Below are 21,561 nucleotides of genomic sequence, written 5' to 3'. Positions count from 1 at the left end.
TGGGAGACGGCGGGCGCCCGCTTCGTGGAAGACATCGCCCCCAGGGATGCGCGGAACCTGTGGCTGCTAAACGGCGCACACAAGCAGCTCGCCTCGACCGGACGCCTGCGCGGCCACGAGACCGTCGCCGAGGCGTTCGCCGACCCGGACTGCCGTCGCGAGGTGGAACTGCTGTGGGACGAGGCCGCCGCCACCCTGCCCGAGGTGGAGACGCGCGACTACCGCCGCGCTCTCGCCGCGCGTTTCGCCAACCCCCGGATCGTCCACCGGCTGGCCCAGATCGCCGAGGGCTCGGAGACGAAGCTGCGCCTCCGGATCGTCCCGGTCGCCGAGGCCGAACGCGCGGCCGGCAGGAACGCGACCGGCTGCGCCACTGCGATCGCGGCGTGGATCCGCCAGGAAGCCCCCGGCGCCGACGCCGCGACCGTGACCCGTGACCTCTCACCCGCGCTCGGCCGCGACGATCGCTTCGTCGCGACCGTGCGCCACATCCTGCCGACCCTCCCGGCCGGCCCGACACGATAGAAGGCAGAAGGACCAGATGACCGACTTCCCGCCCGGCTTCCTCTGGGGCGCCTCCACCGCCCCGCACCAGATCGAGGGCAACAACCTCAACAGCGACTTCTGGGCCAACGAGGGCCGCGTCCCCGGCATGGAGCGCAGCGGCGACGCGTGCGACAGCTACCACCGTTACCGGGAGGACATGCAGCTGCTCGCCGACGCCGGCCTCGACACCTATCGTTTCGGGATCGAGTGGGCGCGCATCGAGCCGGAACCGGGACTGATCTCGCGCGCCGAGCTCGCGCACTACCGCCGGATGATCGACACGGCGATCGAGCTCGGTGTCACTCCGTTCGTCACGCTGCACCACTTCACCAACCCGCGCTGGTTCGCCGAGCAGGGCGGGTGGACAGCGCCAGGGGCGATCGACCGCTTCCGCTCGTACGTCGAGACCGTGGCCAGCATCCTGGACGGGGTCGAGTGGGTCGCGACGATGAACGAGCCCAACATGCTCGCGATGATGACGGGAATGGCCGTCTTCATGCAGCAGGCCCAGGAGCAGGGCGAGGGCTGGCAGAGCCCCACCGTCGAGACCGACGGGCCGCGCCCCGCCCTGCCCGCCCCCAGTCCCGAGATCGGGCGCATCTTCGTCGATGCCCACCACGCCGTGCGCGACATCGTCCGCGAGCGCACCGGGGCGAACGTCGGCTGGACCGTCGCGAACCGGGCGTTCGAGACCCGGCCCGGCGGCGAGCAGAAGCGCCGTGAGCTCGAGTACATCTGGGAGGACCTCTACCTCGAGGGATCGCGCGGCGACGACTTCGTCGGCGTGCAGTCCTACTCCGCACAGTGGGTGAACGCCGACGGGATCGAGCCCTATCCCGCGCATCCGGACAACACGCTCGTCGGCACCGCATACCGTCCCGACGCCCTGGGCATCGCGGTGCGGCACACCGCCGAGGTCACCGGCGGCGTGCCCATCGTGGTGACCGAGAACGGCATCGCCACGCACGACGACGCGCGCCGGATCGCCTACACCGGCGAGGCGCTGCGGCATCTCGCGCTCGCCGTGGCCGACGGCATCGACGTGCGCGGCTACCTGCACTGGAGCCTCCTCGACAACTATGAGTGGGGGCACTGGGAGCCGACGTTCGGGCTGATCGCGGTCGACCGCGAGACCTTCGTGCGCACGCCGAAGCCGAGCCTGGGCTGGCTCGGCGGTCTGGCGCGGGCGAACCGGGAGGCGCCCGCCGCGTGAGCGTCACGCCCATCCTCGGCGGCTTCCACCCCGATCCGACGATCTGCCGTGTCGGCGATGAGTACTTCCTCGCCACGTCGACGTTCGAGTACCTGCCGGGCGTGCCCGTGTACCGCAGCACCGACCTGCTCCGGTGGGAGCACGTCGGCAACGTGCTCGAGCGGGAGTCCCAGGTGAACGTCCGGCGCGGCATGGCAGGCGCCAGCCGCGGCGTCTACGCGCCGACGCTTCGCCACCACGCCGGCGTCTTCTGGCTCGTCACGACGAACGTGGACGACATCCAGCGGGGACATCTGATCGTGAACTCGACGGACCCGGCCGGGCCGTGGAGCGAGCCCGTTCACGTGTCCGGCACGATCGGCATCGACCCCGACCTCGCCTGGGACGAGGACGGCGCCTGCTTCCTCACCTGGAAGGACGCGGCCGCCGAGCGTATCGCCCAGGCCCGTGTCGATCCGTGGTCGGGCGAGCTGCTGGAGGAGCCGCGGACCCTCACGACGGGGACCGGGCTCGCCCACCCCGAGGGTCCGCACCTGATCCGCCGGGGCGACTGGTGGTATCTCCTGACGGCCGAAGGCGGAACGCACACGGGGCATGTGGTGAACGTGGCACGCTCGCGGGGGATCGCCGGCCCGTTCGAACCGCACCCCGGCGGTCCGATCCTGACGCATCGCAGCACGACGCACCCGGTTCAGGCGGCCGGTCACGCCGACATCGTTCAGCGTCCCGACGGCACCTGGGCCCTCGTCCACCTGGGGATCCGCCAGGGCGGGTCGTTCCCGCGATGGCACGTCAACGGCCGTGAGAGCTTCATCGCCGGCGTGGATTGGATCGACGATTGGCCGGTCGTCGACGAGGACCGGTTCGAGGTGGCGGGAACGGCGAACGGCTTCGTCGACGTGTTCGAGGGCGACGCGCTGCATCCGCGCTGGATTGCTCCAGGTGCCGTCCCCGCCTCCTTCGCGCGTCCTGGCGCCGACGGTCTGGTGCTCGGGGCGGGCAGAGCGGCCGACGCGCGCGAGGCGGTCAATCTGCTCGCGGTTCGGGCCCGCGACCGCGAGTGGACGGCCGGCGTCGACACGGACGGGGATATCGCCCTGGTCGTCCGGATCGACGATGCGCACTGGGCAGGGGTTCAGCTGGTCGGCCGGATGCTGACCGTTCGGGGGGTGGTGGGACCGCTCGACCAGGTCTTCGCGTCGGCGAAGCTCCCCGATGGCGCACGGCCGGCGATCCGCGTCGTCGTCTCGGATGCCGAGTACGGAGTGAGTTCCGGGCCGGACACCATCGAACTCGGTTACCTGGAACGCGACTTCACGTCCCTTTTCGCGCTCGATGGGCGCTATGTCTCCACCGAGGTGGCAGGGGGATTCACCGGACGCGTCATCGGGATCGAAGCGATCGGCGGCGGCGCCGTCGTCCGCTCGTTCTCGTACCTGGCGTGACGGCGGGCGGTCAGACGGCGCCGGACAGGCGGAAGGCTCCGGCGCCGACCGTGACGGTCGTGCCATCGGGCAGGACGACCGTCCCCATCGTCGCGGCGGGAACCCGCCCCTTCACGACGATGCGGCCGTCCTCGATCACCCAGGACGCTTCGATCGTGCCCTGAGGCGTGGTGTGCGAGCCTTCGGCCCAGGTCACGCCGCCACCGGGCACCGGGCGCAGCACGAACGACTCCCAGGCGACCGAGCCGGGGGCCTGGTCGAGTCCGAGCAGGTGCGTGTGCAGGAAGCGCACGACGGCGCCCTTGGAGTAGTGGTTGAGCGACTCGTGGGCGGCACCGTTCTCGTCCACGCCATCCCAGTCCTCCCAGATCGTCGTCGCCCCGCGGTCCAGCATCCCCAGCCAGGACGGGGAGGTGCGCCGGAACAGCAGCTCGTAGGCGACGTCGGCGTGCCCGGTCTCCGCGAGCGTCGGCAGCAGATCGGCTGTGGACAGGAATCCCGTGCCGAGGTGCGTCCCCGACGCGCGGATCAGCTCGACCAGCCGGGCGGCCGAGGCGGCACGCAGGTCCTGTGGGATGAGCCCGAAGCTCAGCGCGCGGACGTACGAGGCCTGCGAGTCCTTCGCGGTGCGGCCGTCGGACCGCAGGAACTCGGTGCGCCATGCCTCGAGCACGCGGCCGGCGACCTCGTCGTAGCGGTCCGCGTCGGCGCGCCGGTCGAGCACACGGGCGATGCGCGCGAGCTCGGAGACCGACCGGTGGAGGAAGGCTGTGCCGATCTCGCCCTTGTCCTCCATGAACCACGCCATCGGGTCCGCCGCCACCGGGTCGATGAGCTCGCCGTCCGCGCCGCGGAGCTTCGGCTCGCACCACTCGCCCCAGTGGAAGGATCCGTCCCAGAGGAACTCCTCGTGCGGGAGCGGCTCGGAAGAACGCTGGACGCGCGACGGGTGCCTCCGGGTGCGTGCGGTCTCGAGCGCCCACTCCACCCAGCGGGTCATGGTGCCCCAGTTGGCGGCCAGCTCGTCCCGGTCGCCGTACGCCTCGTAGAGCACCCACGGGACGTGGACGGCGGCGTCGCCCCAGCCGGCGGATCCGGTCATCTGCGCGATCTGCAGCTCGGGGTGGTGCTTGACCTGCCGGCCGTCGGGGGAGAAGTTCGCGATGCGGCCGTCATCGAGCTGGTCGTCGCGCACCGACTGCAGCCACTTGCGCGTGAACCCGTGCACGTCGAAGAGCCGCACGGCGGTCGAGGCGAAGACCTGGTAGTCGCCGGTCCAGCCCAGCCGCTCGCGCTGCGGGCAGTCGGTCGGGATGTCGACGGCGTTGCCCAGGAAGCTCCAGGCGGCGACCTCGTGCAGCCGGTTGAGGTCGTCGTCGCTGCAGCGGAAGGAGCCGGTCGGAGCGAGATCGGTGTTGACCACGACCATCCGCACGTCCTCCGCGCGCAGCGGCGCGCCCTCGCGGGTGATGCGCGCGTACTGGAAGCCGTGGATGGTGTGCCTCGGCTCGAACACCGCACCGGGCTCTCCGGCGGAGACCACCTCGTCGCGCTGGTCGAGCACGACGAGGCCGTCGCCCTCCCGCTCGGAGTCGAGGTGCGACATGTCGAGGTCGCCGGCGGGATCGAGGTGCTCGCCGTGCTCGACGATCGTGCGCGCTCCGTGGGGGCCGAGATCGGTCAGACGGGTCCAGCCGGACGCGTTCTGGCCGAAGTCCGCGATCCAGGCGCCGGACGTCAGGCGGTTCAGGGCCCGCGGCGCGCGCTCCTCGATGCGGCGGACCGGGGGAGCGGGCGACCAGGACACCGGCGGAGCCGCTACGACGCCTACGCGGACGGGCCCGAGCGGCCGTGGCCGAACGGTCGAGTCGGTCGCCTGCCCATCCATGAGGCCGGCGCGGACGATCGTCGAACTCCAGCTCGTCCAGTCGCCGTCGGTGCGGACGACCTGCGTCGATCCGTCCGCGAGGCGCAGGTGAAGCTCGGCGCGCGCGGCCACGCGGTCGCCTCCCCAGGCAGCGGGCGCGTGGAAGGCGCCCACCTGGCCCAGGTACCAGCCGTCGGTCACGACGAGCTCGAGCAGGTTGCCGCCAGCGCGCAGCGCAGCGGTGACATCGGCGGCCTGGGCGTACACGGTCGTGTCATAGGAGGTCGTGCCGGGCGAGAGCTCGGCGGTGCCGACCCGCTCCCCGTTGACGAATGCCTCATAGACGCCCAGGGCGGTGGAGTAGAGACGGGCCGAGACGACATCCTGTCCGATGACGACGTCACGCCGGAACAGGTGACCAGGGCGCTTGCCGTAGGCCTGCTGATCGGCGTCGGCTGGGGAGATCCATTCGGCCGTCCAATCCCGATCGAACAGTCCCGCCTCGAAGACGTGCTCGTCGCTCCACGCTCCACCGGTCCCGCGGACCCGCCAGCGCACGCGCTCGCCGCTGGTCAGGTCGCGCCACGGCCAGGCGTTCAGGCGGTGCGAGCTCACCGCGGCCATCGGTTGCCCGACCCCGTCGATGTCAGCGGCGAGCTCGTAGCCGTCCGCGTCGTCCAGCGGAAGCCACGACAGCCGCGGGCGCTCGCCGGAGACCGGGAACTGGTCGCCTCCTGCGTCGATTCTGAGTCCGGACGGAGCAATCTCGGTCATCGGCGTCATCGCCTCCAATAGGCCTGGAAATCTGGTCTGGTGTTTCATTATGGCAATCGCTTGCCAGATCTGCAAAAAGCTGCTGTACTAGGTCCACTGTCCCCGCAGTGCCGCGTAGGAGAACAATGCTCAGCACCCGAACCACCCCCACCCGCGACGTCATCGCCCTTGACGGCCTCTGGCGCTTCGCGCTCGACTCCGACGTCGGCGACCGGCCGTGGACGGCACGACTGGACACGGCGCTCGAGGCCCCCGTCCCGGCGAGCTACAACGACCTCTTCGTCGACCCTCGCATCCGCGATCACGTCGGCGTGGTCTGGTACCAGCGAGAGGTCCGCGTGCCCCGTGGCTGGGCCGGTGACCGGGTGGTGCTGCGGTTCGGATCCGTCACGCATGCGGCGAAGGTCTACGCCGACGACGCCCTGGTCGCCGAGCATGTCGGCGGGTACACGCCGTTCGAGGCAGACCTGACCGGCGTCGTCGCGGCGGGCGAAGAGTTCCGGCTCACCGTGGCGGTGGACAACCGCCTCACGAACCTCACCATCCCGCCGGGAACCGTCACCACCGGCCAGGATGGACGCGAGCGGCAGGCGTACTTCCACGACTTCTATAACTACGCGGGGATCGCCCGCTCGGTGAAGCTGTACAGCACGCCCGCCTCCTACGTCGGCGACATCACCGTCGTCACGCGGATTGACGGTCCGGCCGGCCTGGTCGACTACGCCGTCGTCACTGGAGGCGAGGACGCCGACGGGATCCGCATCCGGGTCCTTGATGAGAGCGGCACCGTTGTCGCGACCGGCGAAGGCGCGGAAGGCGCCCTGCGCCTCGACGACGTCATCCTCTGGCAGCCGGGTGCCGCCTATTTGTACGACCTCGTGGTCGAGATCACCACGGCGGACACCGTTGTCGACAGCTACACCCTCCCGTTCGGCGTCCGCACGGTGCAGGTGCGCGGGACGCAGTTCCTCATCAATGGCGAGCCGTTCTATTTCATCGGGTTCGGCAAGCACGAGGACACGCCCGTGCGTGGCAAGGGCCACGACGACGCCTACCTCGTCCACGACTTCCAGCTCCTGGAGTGGACAGGCGCGAACTCGTTCCGGACGAGCCACTACCCGTACGCGGAGGAGGTGCTCGACTTCGCCGACCGCCACGGCATCGTTGTCGTGGACGAGACGGCGGCTGTCGGCCTCAACCTGGGCGTACAAGGGGGCCTCACCGGCATCCCGCCCACACCCACCTTCGCCGAGGAGAACTTCGGCGGCGAGACCAGGAGCGTCCACGCCCAGCACCTCCGGGAGCTGATCGCCCGCGACAAGAACCATCCCAGCGTCGTCATGTGGAGTATCGCGAACGAGCCCGCCTCCAACGAAGACGGCGCACGTGAGTACTTCGAGCCGCTCGTCGATCTCGCCCGCGAGCTCGACCCGACGCGGCCGCTGACCTACGCGGCGGTCATGTTCGCCAACCCGACCAACGACACGATCGCCGACCTCTTCGATGTGCTCTCGATCAACCGCTACTACGGCTGGTACGTCTTCACCGGCGATCTCGCCACCGCCGAGGGCGTGCTCGAGCAGGAGCTCCGGGGCTGGGTGCAGCGGTTCGGCAAGCCGATCATGATGTCCGAGTACGGCGCCGACACGCAGCCGGGGCTCCACTCGGTCTGGGACATGCCCTGGACCGAGGAGTACCAGACCGACCTGCTCGCGACGTACCATCGGGTCTTCGACCGCATCCCGGAATTCGTCGGCGAGCACATCTGGAACTTCGCCGACTTCATGACCGGGCCGGGCATCCACCGCGTCGACGGCAATAAGAAGGGCGTCTTCACCCGCGACCGCAAGCCGAAGGGCGCCGCGTTCTCGCTGCGCAACCGCTGGCGTGGGCTCGACGGGCGCAAGCCGGGCGCACACGACAAGGAGAACCGCGCATGATCATCGACAAGGCTGAGGTCATCGTCACCAGCCCCGACCGGAACTTCGTCACCCTGAAGCTGACGACGGACGACGGGCTGACCGGGCTCGGCGACGCGACGCTGAACGGGCGCGAGCAGGCGGTGGTCGCGTACCTGACGGAGCACGTCGTCCCGCTGCTGCTCGGTCGCGACGCGTCCCGGATCGAGGACACCTGGCAGTTCCTGTACCGCAGCGCGTACTGGCGGCGCGGCCCGGTGACGATGGCGGCGATCGCGTCGGTGGACATGGCGCTGTGGGACATCAAGGGCAAGGCGGCGGGGATGCCGGTCTACCAGCTGCTCGGCGGCGCCTCCCGCAACGGGCTGCTCGCCTACGGGCACGCCTCCGGCCGCGACCTGCCGGAGCTGTTCGACAGCGTCCGTTCGCACCTCGAGCAGGGCTACCGGGCGATCCGGATCCAGTCGGCGGTGCCCGGGCTGAAGTCCATCTACGGGATCGCGTCCAACGCCACCTACGAGGGCAACGCGGGTGTGCGCTACGACCACGAGCCGGCGCAGCGCGGCGGCCTGCCGAACGAGGAGGACTGGGACACCCGCTCCTACCTGCGGCACATCCCGACCGTGTTCGAGGCGGTCCGGAACGAGTTCGGTCCCGAGCTCCCGCTGCTCCACGACGGCCACCACCGGATGACGCCGATCCAGGCCGCGCAGCTGGGGAAGTCGCTGGAGCCGTACGACCTGTTCTGGCTGGAGGACTGCACCCCGGCCGAGAACCAGGAAGCGCTGCGCCTGGTCCGCCAGCACACCACGACGCCGCTGGCGATCGGGGAGATCTTCAACACGGTGTGGGACTACCAGCAGATCATCCGCGAGCAGCTGATCGACTACGTCCGCTCGGCGGTGACGCACACCGGCGGCATCAGTCATCTGAAGAAGGTGCTCGACTACGCCTCGCAGTACCAGATCAAGTCCGGGATGCACGGGCCGACCGACATCTCCCCGGTCGGGATGGCCGCCGCGATGCACCTAGGGCTGGCGATCCACAACTTCGGCATCCAGGAGTACATGAAGCACGGCGAGAAGACCGACGGCGTCTTCCAGCAGTCCTTCACGTGGAAGGACGGCTTCCTGCACCCCGGCGACCGGCCCGGCCTCGGCGTCGAGCTGGATGTGGATGAGGCCGGGAAGTACCCGTACATCCGCGCCTACCTGCCCTACAACCGGCTCGCGGACGGCACCGTCCACGACTGGTGAGCGAACCCCACCCCTGAGCACCACCCTTGACGAAGGAGTCAACCCCGATGCGCAAGTACAGCAACCTCGACACCAAATCCTCGCGAGCCGTGCGAGTGGAGGCGGCCACCGTGCTCCCGCCGACCGCCGGCCCCGCCGCCGGTCCGCAGAACCAGGAGCTCAACGGCCCCGACCTCGTCGCGCCGCCGCTCCAGAGGGTCAGCGCGAGCTACCTGTTCTGGATCACGGTCGCCAACTTCGGGGCGAGCCTCGCGCTCATGGTGCCGCTGTCCTACTCCCTGGCCGTCCGCATCTCGCAGCTCGAGCCCGGACACGAGGAGGTGCTCGGCTACGTGACCGGGACCGCGCAGCTCATCTACCTGGTCCTGAGCCCGCTGCTCGGCGTGTGGAGCGACCGGCTGCGCTCGCCGTTCGGCCGGCGCACGCCCTTCATCGTCGGGGGCGCGCTGCTCGGCGTCGTGGCGGTCGCATTCATCGCCGTGGCGCCCAACCTGCTTCTCATCGGCGTCGGCTGGGTGATCGGGCTGCTCGGTTGGGCGACCGCGGGGCAGGGCATCCAGACGATGCTCGCGGACCGGGTGCCCGAGCAGCAGCGCGGACGCGCCTCCGCGCTCACCGGCGTGTCCACGCAGATCGCCCCGGTGATCGGAATCGGCATCGCCTACGCCGTCGTGAAATCCACCCTGCTCGTCTTCCTCGTCCCGGCGCTCGTCGGACTCGTCATGATCCTGGCCTTCGTGCTGATCAAGCGCGAGGGCAGCTCCCGCGAGATCGTGCGCGATGACACGGTGAGCGTGAAGACACTGCTGAACAGCTACGTCTTCAACCCGCGCAAGCATCCCGACTTCGGCTGGAACTGGCTGGGCCGCTTCATCTTCTTCATGGGGCTGTACTTCAACACCACGTTCGGCACCTTCTTCTACGCGCAGCGGCTGCACATCCCTGTCGTCCAGGTCGCGGGGATCGTCGCGGCCATCGGCATCATCGGCGTCGTCGCCGCGATGGGCGGCGCACTGCTCGGCGGGTTCCTGTCGGACAAGCTGGGTCGTCGCAAGCTGTTCACACTAGTCGGCGCGCTGCTCTTCGTCGGCGGTGCTGTCACCGAGGCGTTCGCTCACTCGCTGGTGCAGCTCATCGTCGGCTCGGTCATCATGCAGCTGGCCATCGCCGCATTCAGCGTCGTCGACCAGGCGATCGTGTTCGCCGTGCTGCCGAACCGCGCCGAGGCCGGCCGCTACCTGGCCGTCGTCGCCTTCGCGCAGAAGATCCCGAGCGCCATCGCGCCGCTCATCGCGCCCCTGATCATCACCGTCGGCGCCGTCGGAGCCGACAAGAACTACACCGCGCTCTACCTGATCGGCGCCGTGTTCGCGCTGGTCGGCGGCCTCATCATCTTCACCAAGGTCAAGAGCGTCCGCTGATATGACGGCGATCATCGTGATGGGGGTCTCCGGCGCCGGTAAGACCACGGTCGGCCGAGAACTGGCCCGCTTCCTGAACGCGCCGTTCGTGGATGCCGACGACCTGCACCCCGCGGCCAACCGCGAGAAGATGGCCGGCGGCGTTCCGCTCACGGACGAAGACCGGGCGCCGTGGCTGAGCGCCGTCGCGCGGACGATCCGGCAAAACGACGCCGGCCGTGACCTCGTCGTCGCGTGCTCGGCGCTGCGGCGCCGGTACCGCGACGCCATCGTCGAGGAGGCGCAGACCGCGGTGCGGTTCGCCCACCTGTCCGGCAGACGCGAAGCGATCGGCGAGCGTATCGCCGCCAGGGCGGATCATTTCATGCCTCCCGCTCTGCTCGACTCGCAGCTGGAGACGCTCGAGCCGCTCGCGGAGGACGAGGATGGCGCCGTGTTCTCCATCGACTCAGGGCCTGCCGAGGTCGCGGCACGCATCGGCGACTGGGCCTCCGGCGTGGCGCCCCGCGATCTCCAGGAACTCGTCGATCCGTCGCTCGGCCGCATCCGCATCACGACGGTTCCGCTCCCCGGTCATGTCCGCGTGCCCAGTGCCGCCTATCTGCCATCGGGGCGCATGTTCGTCCTCTTCCGGACGGAGGGCGACCCCGCCGACTGGTGGCGCGCCGCGGTCGTCGACGACGACGGGTCCGGTTTCCGCGAGGTCTTCGCCGGCCCGATCCCCCAGAAGCCCACCGCCAACGGCATCCGGCACCTGCCCTTCTCCGACGGGCGGCGGATCTTGCTGGGGGACCACGTGCTGGAGGCGGCGCCCGACTTCGATCGGGCGCGCGCCGCCGAGCTGATCCCGGTCGAGTACCCGTGGGCCCTGACCGAGGATCCGCTGACGTCGCACCACTGGTCCGAGATCATCGTCTCGCCGGACGGCGAGCGGATCGCGTGGACGATCCTGCGCACCGACATGACCGCTGTCGTGGCCCTCGGCGGACTGCGTCGGGACGACGACCGGTACACCATCGTCGATCCCGTCATCATCAGCAGCTCGGACGCGCTCGAGCCCGACCCGGGATGCGACGGTCTTTTCACGATGCGCCGAATGCTCGGCGGCGAGGTCAAGCAGTTCGTCCGGGGTGGAACCGCGATCTCGGCGGTCGGGGACGGCGGCGCCGCGCTGACCGACTCCGTCATCCAGGATCTGCTGAGCGACTCCATCGAGCCGATCACGCGTGCCCCTGGCTACGACGAGACGACCATCCTGTCGCCGGACGAGCGGCTCGGGATCGTCATGACGGCGCGGGCGTCCGCGCGCACCGATCCGGCGTTCCTCGGGCTGCTGCCCCGTCCGCACGCCACGCTGGTGACGATGCCGCTGGCCTGGGTGCTCTACCAGTACGCGGTCGATGGTGTCCGGCGCTTCCGTCCGGGGAACATCGGTCCGGTGCTCGTCGACGTCGAGCGATCCCGCACGGACCCGGACTACGTCGGCATCGCACTCGCCGGCGCGGACGACTCGTGGGTGTACGTGTCGCCGATGTCGTGGCATCCCGATGGGCGCCATGCGTCATGGATGGAGATGAAGCGCGGCAGCGGCGATGGTCTCGGGCGCGCGCTTCGCATCAGGACGGCCGAGCTGGTGGACCATGCGCCGGGGCGGCCGGTGCCGGCCACGGCGACGCCCGCGACGACGCCGTACGCGATCGAGGGGCAGCAGGCAGAAGCGTTGCTCGCCCGCACCGCCGCGTTCATCCCCTCCGGGCGGATCGCGGGTGCGCACTCGGGGTACGTCGAGTTCCAGCGCAGCTCCGACGGCGGAGGCACGTGGTCGGCCGAAGCGCGCTACGTCGACTACAGCGACGACGGCCGAAACCGCTACGAGGGCGCGGAACGGTCGCACGGGTCGATGACGAGCGGCGCCGTCTACGAAGCGGACCTGACCCTCACCGGGGACGTCGACGGGGAGATGCGCCTGCAAGCGTCGTGGTCGGGGATCGGCGACGGGACGAGGCTCCTGTTCGGGAGCGGGGACGACGGCTCGCCCCGGAGCTTCGGCTTCGCCCGTTACGGCGACCGGGTCAGGAGGATCGAGGACCTGCTCGAGTAGCGTCGCCCAGAGCGCCGAGGGCGCGAGCGACCGCCTCCGCCGGCGAGACGTCCGGGTGCTCCTGAACGGCCCACCAGGAGAGGCCGGCCATGATCGCGCTCTGCACGGCGGCGGCCGCCGACCGGGGCACGACGTCCTCGGCGGGAACGCCGAGCCGGCGCGCGAAATACGCCACCAGCTCCTCCCGCCACAGCCGGTACGTCTCGGGCCGGGTCTGCTCCAGGTCGGGTTCGGTCGCGATCAGGCGCATCCGGGCGCGCCCGACCTCCGCGTCGTCGGCGTCCTGACCGAACACCGAGGCCACGACAGCGGTGATGGCCGCCATCGGCGGCAGCCCGTCGTCGGCGTGGGCCAGCCCCCGCCGCAGAGCATCCAGCGAGCCCTCGATACCGCCCCAGACGATGTCGGCCTTCGCGGGGAAGTACCGGTGCAGCGTCCGCACGCTCACCCCGGTCTCGGCGGCGATCCGCGACATCGTCGTGGCCGCGTAGCCGTGGCGCTGCAGCACCGCGATCGCGCGCGTGCGCAGATCGTCCTCGTCCGCGATGGGGGGCCGACCGCCCCTTCCGCCGTTCGCCGCCATGAAGTGACCGTATCGGATTGCAGGCTCCTCAGTTTTGGCATAGTCTGCCAATACTCAGTCTTCTTCCCGATCTAGGAGGTCACGATGCCGTTCCCCTTCGCCGATGTCTCCGGCGCTTCCATCGCCGAACTCGTCTCGCTCGCCGGCCGGCGCGCGGTGGTGACCGGAGGTGCGCAGGGTCTCGGCAAGGCGATCGCCGAGCGTCTGGCCGAGGCCGGAGCCGACATCCTCATCGTGGACATCAACGAGGAGCCCGCGAGCGCAGCGGCCGCCGAGCTGGCGGAACGCTATGGCGTGACCGCGATCGGCACGCGCGCCGACGTCTCCGACACGGCATCCGTGATCGCCGCGGCCGACCTCGCGGTCGCTGAGCTCGGCGGCCTGGACATCTGGGTGAACAACGCCGGGCTCTTCCCGAACGCACCGGTGCTCCAGATGCCGGACGAGATGTGGGACAGGGTCTTCGCCGTCAACGCCCGCGGCGTGTTCCTCGGCTCGCGCGAGGCGGCGCGCCGCATGTCGGCCGACGGCTCCGGCGGCGTCATCGTGAACATCATCTCGACGGCGGGCTTCCAGGTCGCGTTCCCCGGCATGGCAGCCTATGTCGCTTCGAAGCACGCGGCACGTGGCCTCACCAAGTCTCTGGCGGTCGATCTCGCGCCGCTGGGCGTTCGGGTCCTCGGAGTCGCGCCGAGCTTCGTGCCGACGGAAGGCAACATCGCCGCGGCCAAGGCCGGAGCGGAGCAGGCTGCCGCGGCAGGCGTGGAGATGCCGGCCATCGATGTCATGACCAACAGCCGCATCGGACGCCTCGGCACGCCGGATGACATCGCCCGCGTCGTACTCTTCGCGGCGAGCGACCTCTCGCTGATCATGACGGGAAGCACGCTGCTGGCGGACGCAGGCGAGACGCTCTAGGACCGCGAGGCTCGGTCGATCTCGTCCATACCGGCGCCCAGGATCCGCTCGATGAGCGAACCGAGCTCGGCCTCGATGTCGAAGTTCTGCTCTGCGAGCCATTGGAGCTGAAGGCCCTCCCACGCGGTGTGGATCCAGCGTGACGCGCGGTAGGGGTCGAGTTCGCCGTCGACGATGCCGGCGGCCTGGAGGCGCCGGATGCTCTCCACCATCCGCTCGTCGCCCGCGCGCCAGCGTTCCTTGAAGTACTCGTGCGCGGGATGCGCCGGATCGCTGGACTCGCCGAACATCGCCGTGTGCAGGCGCACGACGTTGATGCGGGCGAGGCTCTCCGCCGCGCGAGCGGGTGCGCGACGGACCGATTCGCCGAGCGGCATCGTCGACCACTCGAACTCGTCGGAGAGGCGCAGTGCGGCGAGCAGCAGGTCGTCCTTGGTGGGGTAGTGGTACAGCACGCCGGGCTCGCTCAACCCGGCGCGCTGGGCCACGTCCGCCGTGATCAGGGCGCGGTGGCCCTTCTCGAGCACGATCTCCAGCGCCGCCTCCGCGATCGCCCGGCGACGCTGCTTGGTCTTGGCGTACGCGCCGCGGGGACCCCGGACGCCCACCGTATTCGTCATGCCGAAACCTTAGCCCAGAAAAACTCAAAACTATGAGCCATTAAGAATTGACACCGGGGGCTGCTGCTGGTTAGCATCCGAATGCGAACTCTATAAGAGACTCAGAGTTGGCGCCCTGCACATCCCACTCCACGACTCAAAGGTGAGGACGAATGCTTTCACGCAGATTGAATCGATACAACGGCCGCCGCGCGGCTGTCGTCGCGGCCGCGGGGGCCGCGGCCGTCGCACTGGTTCTGACCGGCTGCTCCGGCGGTGCGTCCACCGCCACGTCGTCCGCCTCCACGGCGGCCGAGAAGGACGTCACGCTGACGTTCCTCAACCAGTCCCGCGGCCAGGAGGCGGTGCTCAACGAGCTGGCGAAGAAGTACGGCGAGCAGACCGGTGTCACGGTCACGGTCGATACTCCGGGACCGGTCGACTACCTGCCCAAGCTGCAGGCGGACGCGCAGTCGAAGAAGATGCCCGACATCTACTCCTCGTTCAATCCGGTCTCGATGGCGCCGTTCTACAAGGCGGGCTGGGCGCTCGACCTGACGAAGGAGCTGAAGGGCGACTGGAGCAAGAACTTCACCCCGGAGGTCATCAAGCTCGCCACCTTCGAGAAGGGCAACAACCTCGGCGTCAAGCCCGGCGTCTACACCGTCCATTGGGAGAACCAGGCGTACGGGCTGATCTCCGATACGAAGAACTCGGGGATCGACCCCGCCAACCCGCCGAAGTCGCTGTCCGACCTCATCGAGCAGCTCGCGTCGAGCAACAAGGGCGCGAACGGCGGATTCTCGGTCGCCGCATCGCTGACGCCGCAGTTCGTGCAGTACTTGGCATCGAACTGGCTGACGGACGCGCAGATCAACGACACGTTCGCCGGGAAGTACAAGTGGACGTCCTCGGGCTGGGAGAAGGCGTTCCAGGTGATCGCCGACCTCAAGAAGGCGGGCGCCATCCAGGGCGGCGCGATCCCCGGCGGCCAGACGGACAACCCGACCGTCGAGACGAACTTCTTCACCAAGCACAGCGTCGGCACCATCTTCGACGCCTCGCCCGGTGTCTCCGTCGCCCACAAGACCGCCCCGGACTACACCTCGTTCTTCTCGATGGCACTGCCCAAGGCGTCCGACGCGAAGTACTCGCCGCGCTCCCCTGGCGTGCCGGGCAAGGGCGCCGTCATCAACCCGCGCGGCGAGCATGTGCAGGCATCGCTCGACTTCGTGAAGTGGCTCACCGCCCCGGAGCAGCAGGCCGTGTTCGCGAAGGAGGCGTACATCATTCCGACCAGCCCGGAGCTGCTGAAGGCCGGTTCCACTCTGCCTGATTCGCTCACCGGCTTCGCTGCTGCAGCGAAGAAGCAGCAGGTCATCCCGAACACCTTCAGCGCCCAGGTCACCGACGCCATCAACCGCGACGTGCAGAGCCTGGTGCTCGGACAGCTGACCGTGAAGGACCTGCTCGCCGACGTCCAGAGCGCACAGGACGCCAGCCAGTGACCACCTCCACCAGCACCCTCCCTGCGCGGCGCCCCCTCGGGGCGCCGCGCAGGCGGCGCCGGATCGGCGGCCGCAAGGCGCTCACCGGCTACCTGTTCCTGCTGCCGGCGATCGCGCTGATCGCCGTGTTCACGCTGGTGCCGTTCGTCGAATCGATCGTCCTGAGTTTCCAGTCCTGGGACGGCGTCAGCCCTGACACTCCCTGGGTCGGCTGGCTCAACTACCAGGCGGCGTTCAAGAACGTCGCGTTCTGGGCGTCGATGAAGAACGTCCTCATCTTCGGCGTCGTCGGCTTCGTGGTCGGTAACGGGGTCTCGATGATCATGGCGCTCGCGGTGAACGCGATCCGCAAGGGCCGCACGTTCTTCCGCACCGTCTACTACCTCCCCAGCGTGCTGTCTGTCGTCGTCGTCGGCATGGTGTTCTCGGCGATGCTGGACCCGCGATCGGGCATCATCAACAAGATCCTCGGCTGGGTCGGCCTGGGCTTCCTGCGCCATGACTGGCTGAACGACCCGAACGTCGCCATGCTCGCGGTGATCGCGGTGTTCCTCTGGCTGCACTGGGGCTTCGGCTTCATCCTCTTCCTCGCGGGCCTCCAGGACATTCCGAAGTACCTGTACGAAGCGGCGGAGCTGGACGGCGCGCGCGGCTGGGCGAAGTTCCGATACATCACCTGGCCTCAACTCGCACCGGTGACGACCGTGGTCAGTCTGCTCACTCTGCTCGCGGCGCTGCAGATCTTCGGGACCGTGCAGGTGCTGACGAACGGCGGCCCCGGCTACACGACGATGGTGCCGACCCTCCAGATCTTCACCCAGGCCTTCACATACAACAACTACGGCGCGGCCGCAGCGATGTCGGTGATCTTCGGCGGCGCCCTGATCCTCCTGTCGCTGCTCCAGCTGGGCTTCTCCCGGCGCCGCGCGAACGGCTGACCGGAGAGGAGACGACCATGACGACGACGACGAAAGCGCCCGAGTATGCGGCGGGCCGCGAGAAGCAGGCGGCCGCACGCGTGCGTGCCGCGCGGAAGCCGATCCGCCCGGGCCGCGTTGCGCTCTACGCCCTGCTGGTCGCGGCCGCACTGACCGCCCTGTTCCCCATCCTCTGGATGGTCTCCGGCTCGATGCAGACGTTGCCCGAGCTGTTGAAAGGCGACGCCCTCCTGCCGGCCGTGCCGCAGTGGCAGAACTTCGCCACCGCGTGGGTCAAGGGGAACCTCGGGGTGTACCTGACGAACAGCATCATCTACACGCTGTGCGCGGTCGCGGGCATCCTCCTGGTGTCGAGCCTGGCCGGGTACGCGCTGGCGAGGCTCGAGTTCCGGGGCAAGGGACTGTTCACGGCGCTCATCCTCGCCGTGATGATCATCCCAGCGCCGGCGATGTTCCTCGCGCAGTACAAGGTGCTGCTCGCGCTCGACCTGGCCAACACGCGCCCCGGCTACATCTTCATCCTCATCACGACGGGCATCCCCATTTCGACCCTCATCATGCGCAGCTTCTTCGCGTCCCAGCCGAGGGACCTGGAGGAGGCTGCGGCACTCGACGGCGCCTCCGCACTCGGCATCTTCTTCCGGATCATGCTGCCCCTGGCCAAGCCAGGGCTCGCTGCGGTCGCGGTCATCCAGGCCTTCGCCGTGTGGAACGAGTACCTGATGGCCCTCGTGATCTTCAACGACACCGCGCTGATGCCCGTCCAGCGAGGACTCACCAGCTTCGTGTCGGCGGAGACGCCGCAGCCGCAGATCCTGCTGGCGGCGACGCTCATCTCGATCATCCCCGTCGTCGTGTTCTACCTGTTCGCCCAGCGTCAGATCGTCGACGGCATCAGCGCCGGCGCGATCAAGTAGCCGCACTCCCTCCGGAAGGAACTCCGTGACGATTCGTCCTGCCTTTGCCGACGTGCCGTGGTTCGGCGGCGACTACAACCCGGAGCAGTGGCCGGAGGAGGTGTGGCAGGAGGACGTCGACCTGATGCGCCAGGCGGGTGTGAATCTGGCGACGGTCGGGGTGTTCGCCTGGTCGCTCGTGGAGCCGGAGGAGGGCCGGTTCGAGTTCGGGTGGCTCGACCGCGTGCTCGACCTTCTCCACGACAACGGAGTGAAGGTGGACCTGGCCACCGCCACCGCGGCACCGCCGCCGTGGTTCTCTCAGCGTCATCCGGAGTCGCTCCCGGTGACGGTGGACGGCGTCCGGCTCTCGCCGGGATCGCGCCAGGCGTACTGCCCGAGCTCGCCGGCTTACCGTCGCGCTGCGCGCCGCCTCGCGCGGGCGCTTGCCGAGCGCTACGGATCGCATCCCGCCGTGGTGATGTGGCACGTCAACAACGAGTACGGCTGCCATGTCTCGCGGTGCTACTGCGACGAGTCCGCCGCCGCCTTCCGCCGCTGGCTGGAGGCCAAGTACGAGACGATCGGTGCGCTCAACGCCGCGTGGGGGACCGCCTTCTGGTCGCAGTCGTACGGGTCGTTCGAGCAGATCCTCCCCCCGCGCGCGACCCCCGCGTTCCCGAACCCGACGCAGTCGCTCGACTTCGATCGCTTCAGCTCCGATGAGCTGCTGGCCTGCTTCCTCGAGGAGAAGGCGGTGCTCCGCGAGGTGACGCCGGAGATCCCGATCACCACGAACTTCATGGGGACGTTCCGGAACGTCGACTACTGGACCTGGGCGCCCCACATCGACGTGATATCGGACGACCTCTACCCCGACCCCGCCGACCCGGACGCCGCGCGGGGAGCCGCTCTTGCCCGCGACCTCATGCGGTCGCTCGGACGCGGCAAACCGTGGCTTCTCATGGAGCAGTCGACGGCTGCCGTGAACATGCGGCCCGTCAACGTCCCGAAGCCGCCAGGGCAACTGCGGGCCCTGTCCTACCAGGCGATCGCGCGCGGCGCCGACGGGATCTGCTTCTTCCAGTGGCGGCAGTCGGCAGCCGGCGCCGAGAAGTTCCACTCCGCGATGCTGCCGCACGCCGGCACGGACACGCGCATCTGGCGGGAGGTCGTGCGACTCGGCGCCGAGCTCGCAGAGCTCGGCCCCGTGGTGGGCACGCCGACGCAGGCGCACGCGGCGGTCCTCTTCGACTGGGACAGCCGATGGGCGATCGAGCAGACCGGTCTCCCCGCCACGTCCAGCTACCTCGCGCTCGTCGCGCCCTGGCACGGGGCGCTGACCGAGGCGGGGGTGACCGTCGACCTGGTCCGCGGCGACGAGGACCTGTCCGCCTACCCGATCGTGATCGTGCCCAGTCTGTTCGTCCTCACGGATGCGCAGGCGGAGGCCATCGACAGGGCCGCCCTGGCGGGTTCGATCGTGCTGGTCACCAGCCAGAGCGGCATCGTGGACGAGAATCTCCACGCCCGCCTCGGCGGCTACCTCGGCCGGCTCCAGTCGACGCTCGGCGTGTGGATCGAGGAGTTCTGGCCGCTCGGCGGCGCCTGGGCGCGCCCCGGCGCGATCCCCGTCGCACCCGAGTCGACCATCGCGCCGACCGTGCGCGTTCGCGGCAGCGTCTTCGGTCAGGAGGCCGTCGCCGGGGTGGAGTGGAGCGAGACCGTCCACGTCCGAGACGCCGTCGTCCGCGCCGTCTTCGAGGAGGGACAGCTGAGCGGCTGGCCCGCGCTGACCCGCAAGGCGCACGGCGCAGGGGCCGCCTGGTATCTCGCCACCAGGCTCGGCAGCCAGGACACCGCCGTGCTCGTGGCGCAGCTCATCGCGGAGAGCGGCCTTCGGCCGCGCACGCCTGTGATCGACCTCCAGCACGGGTTCGTGGAGACGGTCCAGCGCGGCGACGTCGTCTTCGTGATCAATCACGGCGACACGGTGGTCACGCTCGGTGAGGACGGCACGGACATCCTGACGGGAGCCGACGCCCTGGGGCTCGCGCTCGAACCCCAGGGGGTCGCGGTCATCGCGCCGCGTGTGCTCGCCGGCCGGGTGATCGGCCAGGCCGACGATGTCACCGCGGCCGAGGCGACCCACCGTTGAGGCTGCAACGCCACCGCTCGGGCCAAGCCTCGTGGCTAGGCTGACCCTCGTGAACCTCGAGGCACCGGGCGTATCGCAGTCGGAGTGGGGGAAGCTCGGCTGGTACGCGATTCCTGCGATCCCGCATCAACGCGCCGGGCATGCGCCTCCGCGTGAACGGCGTGGGTGCGCTGCTGCTCGCGATCGGGCTGCCGCTGGTCGCCTGGTTCATCGGACTGGCTCTCTGGTTCCTGTGACCGCACCGGCTACGGTGAGTCCCCGATGGCGGTAGGGGTCAGGCGACGTCGGCACGGTCAGTGTCGCCGCCGCCCTCGCCCTCGACCGGGCAAGGTGTGCAGCAGGGGCGGGCGCTGACGGCCCCTACCGCAGGTCCGACCCGTCCCGCGGATTCACCCGCTCGACGATCAGCGGGTCCACCGGGGTGAATGGGAAGTCGGGAAGCTCCCGTTCTGGCACCGAGAATGCGGCAGAGAGCACTTCGCGTGAGAAGGCGGAGGCCGTGGCGCGGTAGCCGACGTCGCCGGGGGTCGGCTGGTCGAAGAAGATCAGGAAGCGGATGCCGTCATCGCCGAGCGCCTCGATGTGGTGGGGGTAGGCGCGCGGGATGTAGTACGCCTCGCCGGGGCGCAGCTCGTAGGTGTCGAGCGAGCCGTCGGGGTCGAGGACGGTCATCCGGGCGTGGCCGCTCTGGACGTAGCCCAGCTCGCCGGTGACGGGGTGCCAGTGCGGTTCGCGCATCCCCGCACCGCCGATCGTCAACTCGTACATGGAGAGGTCGTCGAGGGCCGCCCAGAACTGCTTGCGGGCGAGGCGGGCCTGGCCCCATTCGTACGACAGGGGCGCGTGCTGGCCTGCCATGTCGAAGAGGCGGGCGTTCGGGAGGCCGGCGGTGTCGGGAATGCGGGCCGGCCCGTCGCGGTGGACGATCTGGGAGGAGTGCCGGCGGTCGAAGGCGGCGAACGCCGACGAGGGGAGTCCATACGTGTTGCCGAGCACGGCATTCGTCATGGCGCTGACGCTGTCCTGCAGGGAGAAGTGCTGCGGGCGGTCGGCACGGAGGGCCGCGATGATCTCGGCCTCGCCGTCGCCCACGTTCTCGATGTGATAGACCGCGCCGGACTCCACGTGGTACATCTGGCCGGTCTGCACGACGAACGTCGAGAAGCTGTCCGCGTCGCCCAGGGTCGACACGAGAACGGTGCCGGCGACGACGTACGCGATCTGGTTGGCGTTGACGTTCCACTGGGGTTCGCGGACGGCGCCCGGCGCGAGGGTGATGCGCTTGACCGAAAGGCCGGTCAGGATGGGGAGCGAGCTCGAGGTGACTTGCGTGATGCTGCCGAACTCGTTCTCGAAGACGTCCTCGCCGCCGATCAGCTGTGCGACGTGCCTGGACTCGGACATTCGGCGACCCCTGTC

General features: G+C 69.5%; 15 protein-coding genes and 1 pseudogene. 12 read left to right on the top strand and 4 right to left on the bottom strand.

What is annotated here, in order from left to right; all coding sequences use genetic code 11:
* From ACTHMF_RS06565 to ACTHMF_RS06555, 3 genes and pseudogenes are all read left to right on the top strand, one after another.
* A pseudogene (locus tag ACTHMF_RS06565) lies at positions 1-525 on the top strand (mannitol dehydrogenase family protein); the annotation flags it as partial.
* Positions 526-541: 16 nt separating this feature from the next.
* Entirely contained in the window at positions 542-1,759 is a 1,218-nt protein-coding gene (locus ACTHMF_RS06560; protein ID WP_440316781.1) for a glycoside hydrolase family 1 protein, read from the top strand.
* Positions 1,756-3,204, top strand: a complete 1,449-nt coding sequence (locus ACTHMF_RS06555; RefSeq protein WP_440316780.1) for a family 43 glycosylhydrolase — start codon at positions 1,756-1,758, stop codon at positions 3,202-3,204. Before ACTHMF_RS06560 ends, ACTHMF_RS06555 begins: the two co-directional genes overlap by 4 nt.
* A gap of 10 nt (positions 3,205-3,214) precedes the next feature.
* Here ACTHMF_RS06555 and ACTHMF_RS06550 read toward each other — a convergent pair whose 3' ends face one another.
* Positions 3,215-5,845: a family 78 glycoside hydrolase catalytic domain gene (locus ACTHMF_RS06550; protein WP_440316779.1), complete on the bottom strand. Its 2,631-nt coding sequence runs from the start codon at positions 5,843-5,845 to the stop codon at positions 3,215-3,217.
* Positions 5,846-5,970: 125 nt separating this feature from the next.
* Between ACTHMF_RS06550 and uidA the strand changes: the two genes are divergently transcribed.
* The 4 genes from uidA to ACTHMF_RS06530 are packed head-to-tail and all read left to right on the top strand — an operon-like array spanning position 5,971 to position 12,542.
* Positions 5,971-7,785, top strand: coding sequence for a beta-glucuronidase (uidA, locus tag ACTHMF_RS06545; protein ID WP_440316778.1), 1,815 nt, complete (start codon positions 5,971-5,973; stop codon positions 7,783-7,785).
* The gene (gene manD, locus ACTHMF_RS06540) at positions 7,782-9,020 is read left to right on the top strand and encodes a D-mannonate dehydratase ManD (protein WP_440316777.1); all 1,239 of its coding nucleotides are present in this window, start codon (positions 7,782-7,784) and stop codon (positions 9,018-9,020) included. Before uidA ends, manD begins: the two co-directional genes overlap by 4 nt.
* Before the next feature lie 47 nt (positions 9,021-9,067).
* On the top strand, positions 9,068-10,441 hold the full coding sequence (locus ACTHMF_RS06535; protein WP_440316776.1) for an MFS transporter: 1,374 nt from the start codon (positions 9,068-9,070) through the stop codon (positions 10,439-10,441).
* A 1-nt stretch (position 10,442) separates the two neighbouring features.
* Positions 10,443-12,542 carry a gluconokinase gene (locus ACTHMF_RS06530; protein ID WP_440316775.1) on the top strand — a complete coding sequence of 700 codons (2,100 nt, stop codon included), beginning with the start codon at positions 10,443-10,445 and terminating at the stop codon, positions 12,540-12,542.
* On the opposite strand, the gene ACTHMF_RS06525 is transcribed toward ACTHMF_RS06530, so the two are convergent.
* Positions 12,514-13,125, bottom strand: coding sequence for an acyl-CoA-like ligand-binding transcription factor (locus ACTHMF_RS06525; RefSeq protein ID WP_440316774.1), 612 nt, complete (start codon positions 13,123-13,125; stop codon positions 12,514-12,516). The genes ACTHMF_RS06530 and ACTHMF_RS06525 overlap by 29 nt on opposite strands.
* An 84-nt stretch (positions 13,126-13,209) precedes the next feature.
* Between ACTHMF_RS06525 and ACTHMF_RS06520 the strand changes: the two genes are divergently transcribed.
* Positions 13,210-14,043 (top strand): SDR family NAD(P)-dependent oxidoreductase, encoded by an 834-nt coding sequence (locus ACTHMF_RS06520; protein WP_440316773.1) that lies wholly within the window; start codon positions 13,210-13,212, stop codon positions 14,041-14,043.
* Here the strand turns inward: ACTHMF_RS06520 and ACTHMF_RS06515 are convergent.
* Positions 14,040-14,663: a TetR family transcriptional regulator gene (locus tag ACTHMF_RS06515; protein WP_440316772.1), complete on the bottom strand. Its 624-nt coding sequence runs from the start codon at positions 14,661-14,663 to the stop codon at positions 14,040-14,042. The genes ACTHMF_RS06520 and ACTHMF_RS06515 overlap by 4 nt on opposite strands.
* Positions 14,664-14,815: 152 nt before the next feature.
* Between ACTHMF_RS06515 and ACTHMF_RS06510 the strand changes: the two genes are divergently transcribed.
* The 4 genes from ACTHMF_RS06510 to ACTHMF_RS06495 are packed head-to-tail and all read left to right on the top strand — an operon-like array spanning position 14,816 to position 20,142.
* Positions 14,816-16,150: an ABC transporter substrate-binding protein gene (locus tag ACTHMF_RS06510; RefSeq protein ID WP_440316771.1), complete on the top strand. Its 1,335-nt coding sequence runs from the start codon at positions 14,816-14,818 to the stop codon at positions 16,148-16,150.
* Positions 16,147-17,088 (top strand): carbohydrate ABC transporter permease, encoded by a 942-nt coding sequence (locus tag ACTHMF_RS06505; RefSeq protein WP_440316770.1) that lies wholly within the window; start codon positions 16,147-16,149, stop codon positions 17,086-17,088. Before ACTHMF_RS06510 ends, ACTHMF_RS06505 begins: the two co-directional genes overlap by 4 nt.
* 17 nt (positions 17,089-17,105) lie before the next feature.
* A complete protein-coding gene (locus tag ACTHMF_RS06500; protein ID WP_440316769.1) occupies positions 17,106-18,005 on the top strand; it encodes a carbohydrate ABC transporter permease in 900 nt (299 codons plus the stop codon).
* A 25-nt stretch (positions 18,006-18,030) separates the two neighbouring features.
* On the top strand, positions 18,031-20,142 hold the full coding sequence (locus tag ACTHMF_RS06495; protein ID WP_440316768.1) for a beta-galactosidase: 2,112 nt from the start codon (positions 18,031-18,033) through the stop codon (positions 20,140-20,142).
* 360 nt (positions 20,143-20,502) lie between these two features.
* On the opposite strand, the gene ACTHMF_RS06490 is transcribed toward ACTHMF_RS06495, so the two are convergent.
* A complete protein-coding gene (locus tag ACTHMF_RS06490) occupies positions 20,503-21,546 on the bottom strand; it encodes a cupin domain-containing protein (protein WP_440316767.1) in 1,044 nt (347 codons plus the stop codon).
* Positions 21,547-21,561 lie beyond the last annotated feature (15 nt).

The sequence above is a fragment of the Leifsonia sp. genome (assembly GCF_051955155.1).
Taxonomy (GTDB): Bacteria; Actinomycetota; Actinomycetes; order Actinomycetales; family Microbacteriaceae; genus Leifsonia.
Note: the sequence above shows the minus strand (reverse complement) of the source record. Positions and strands in the feature narration are given on the sequence as shown.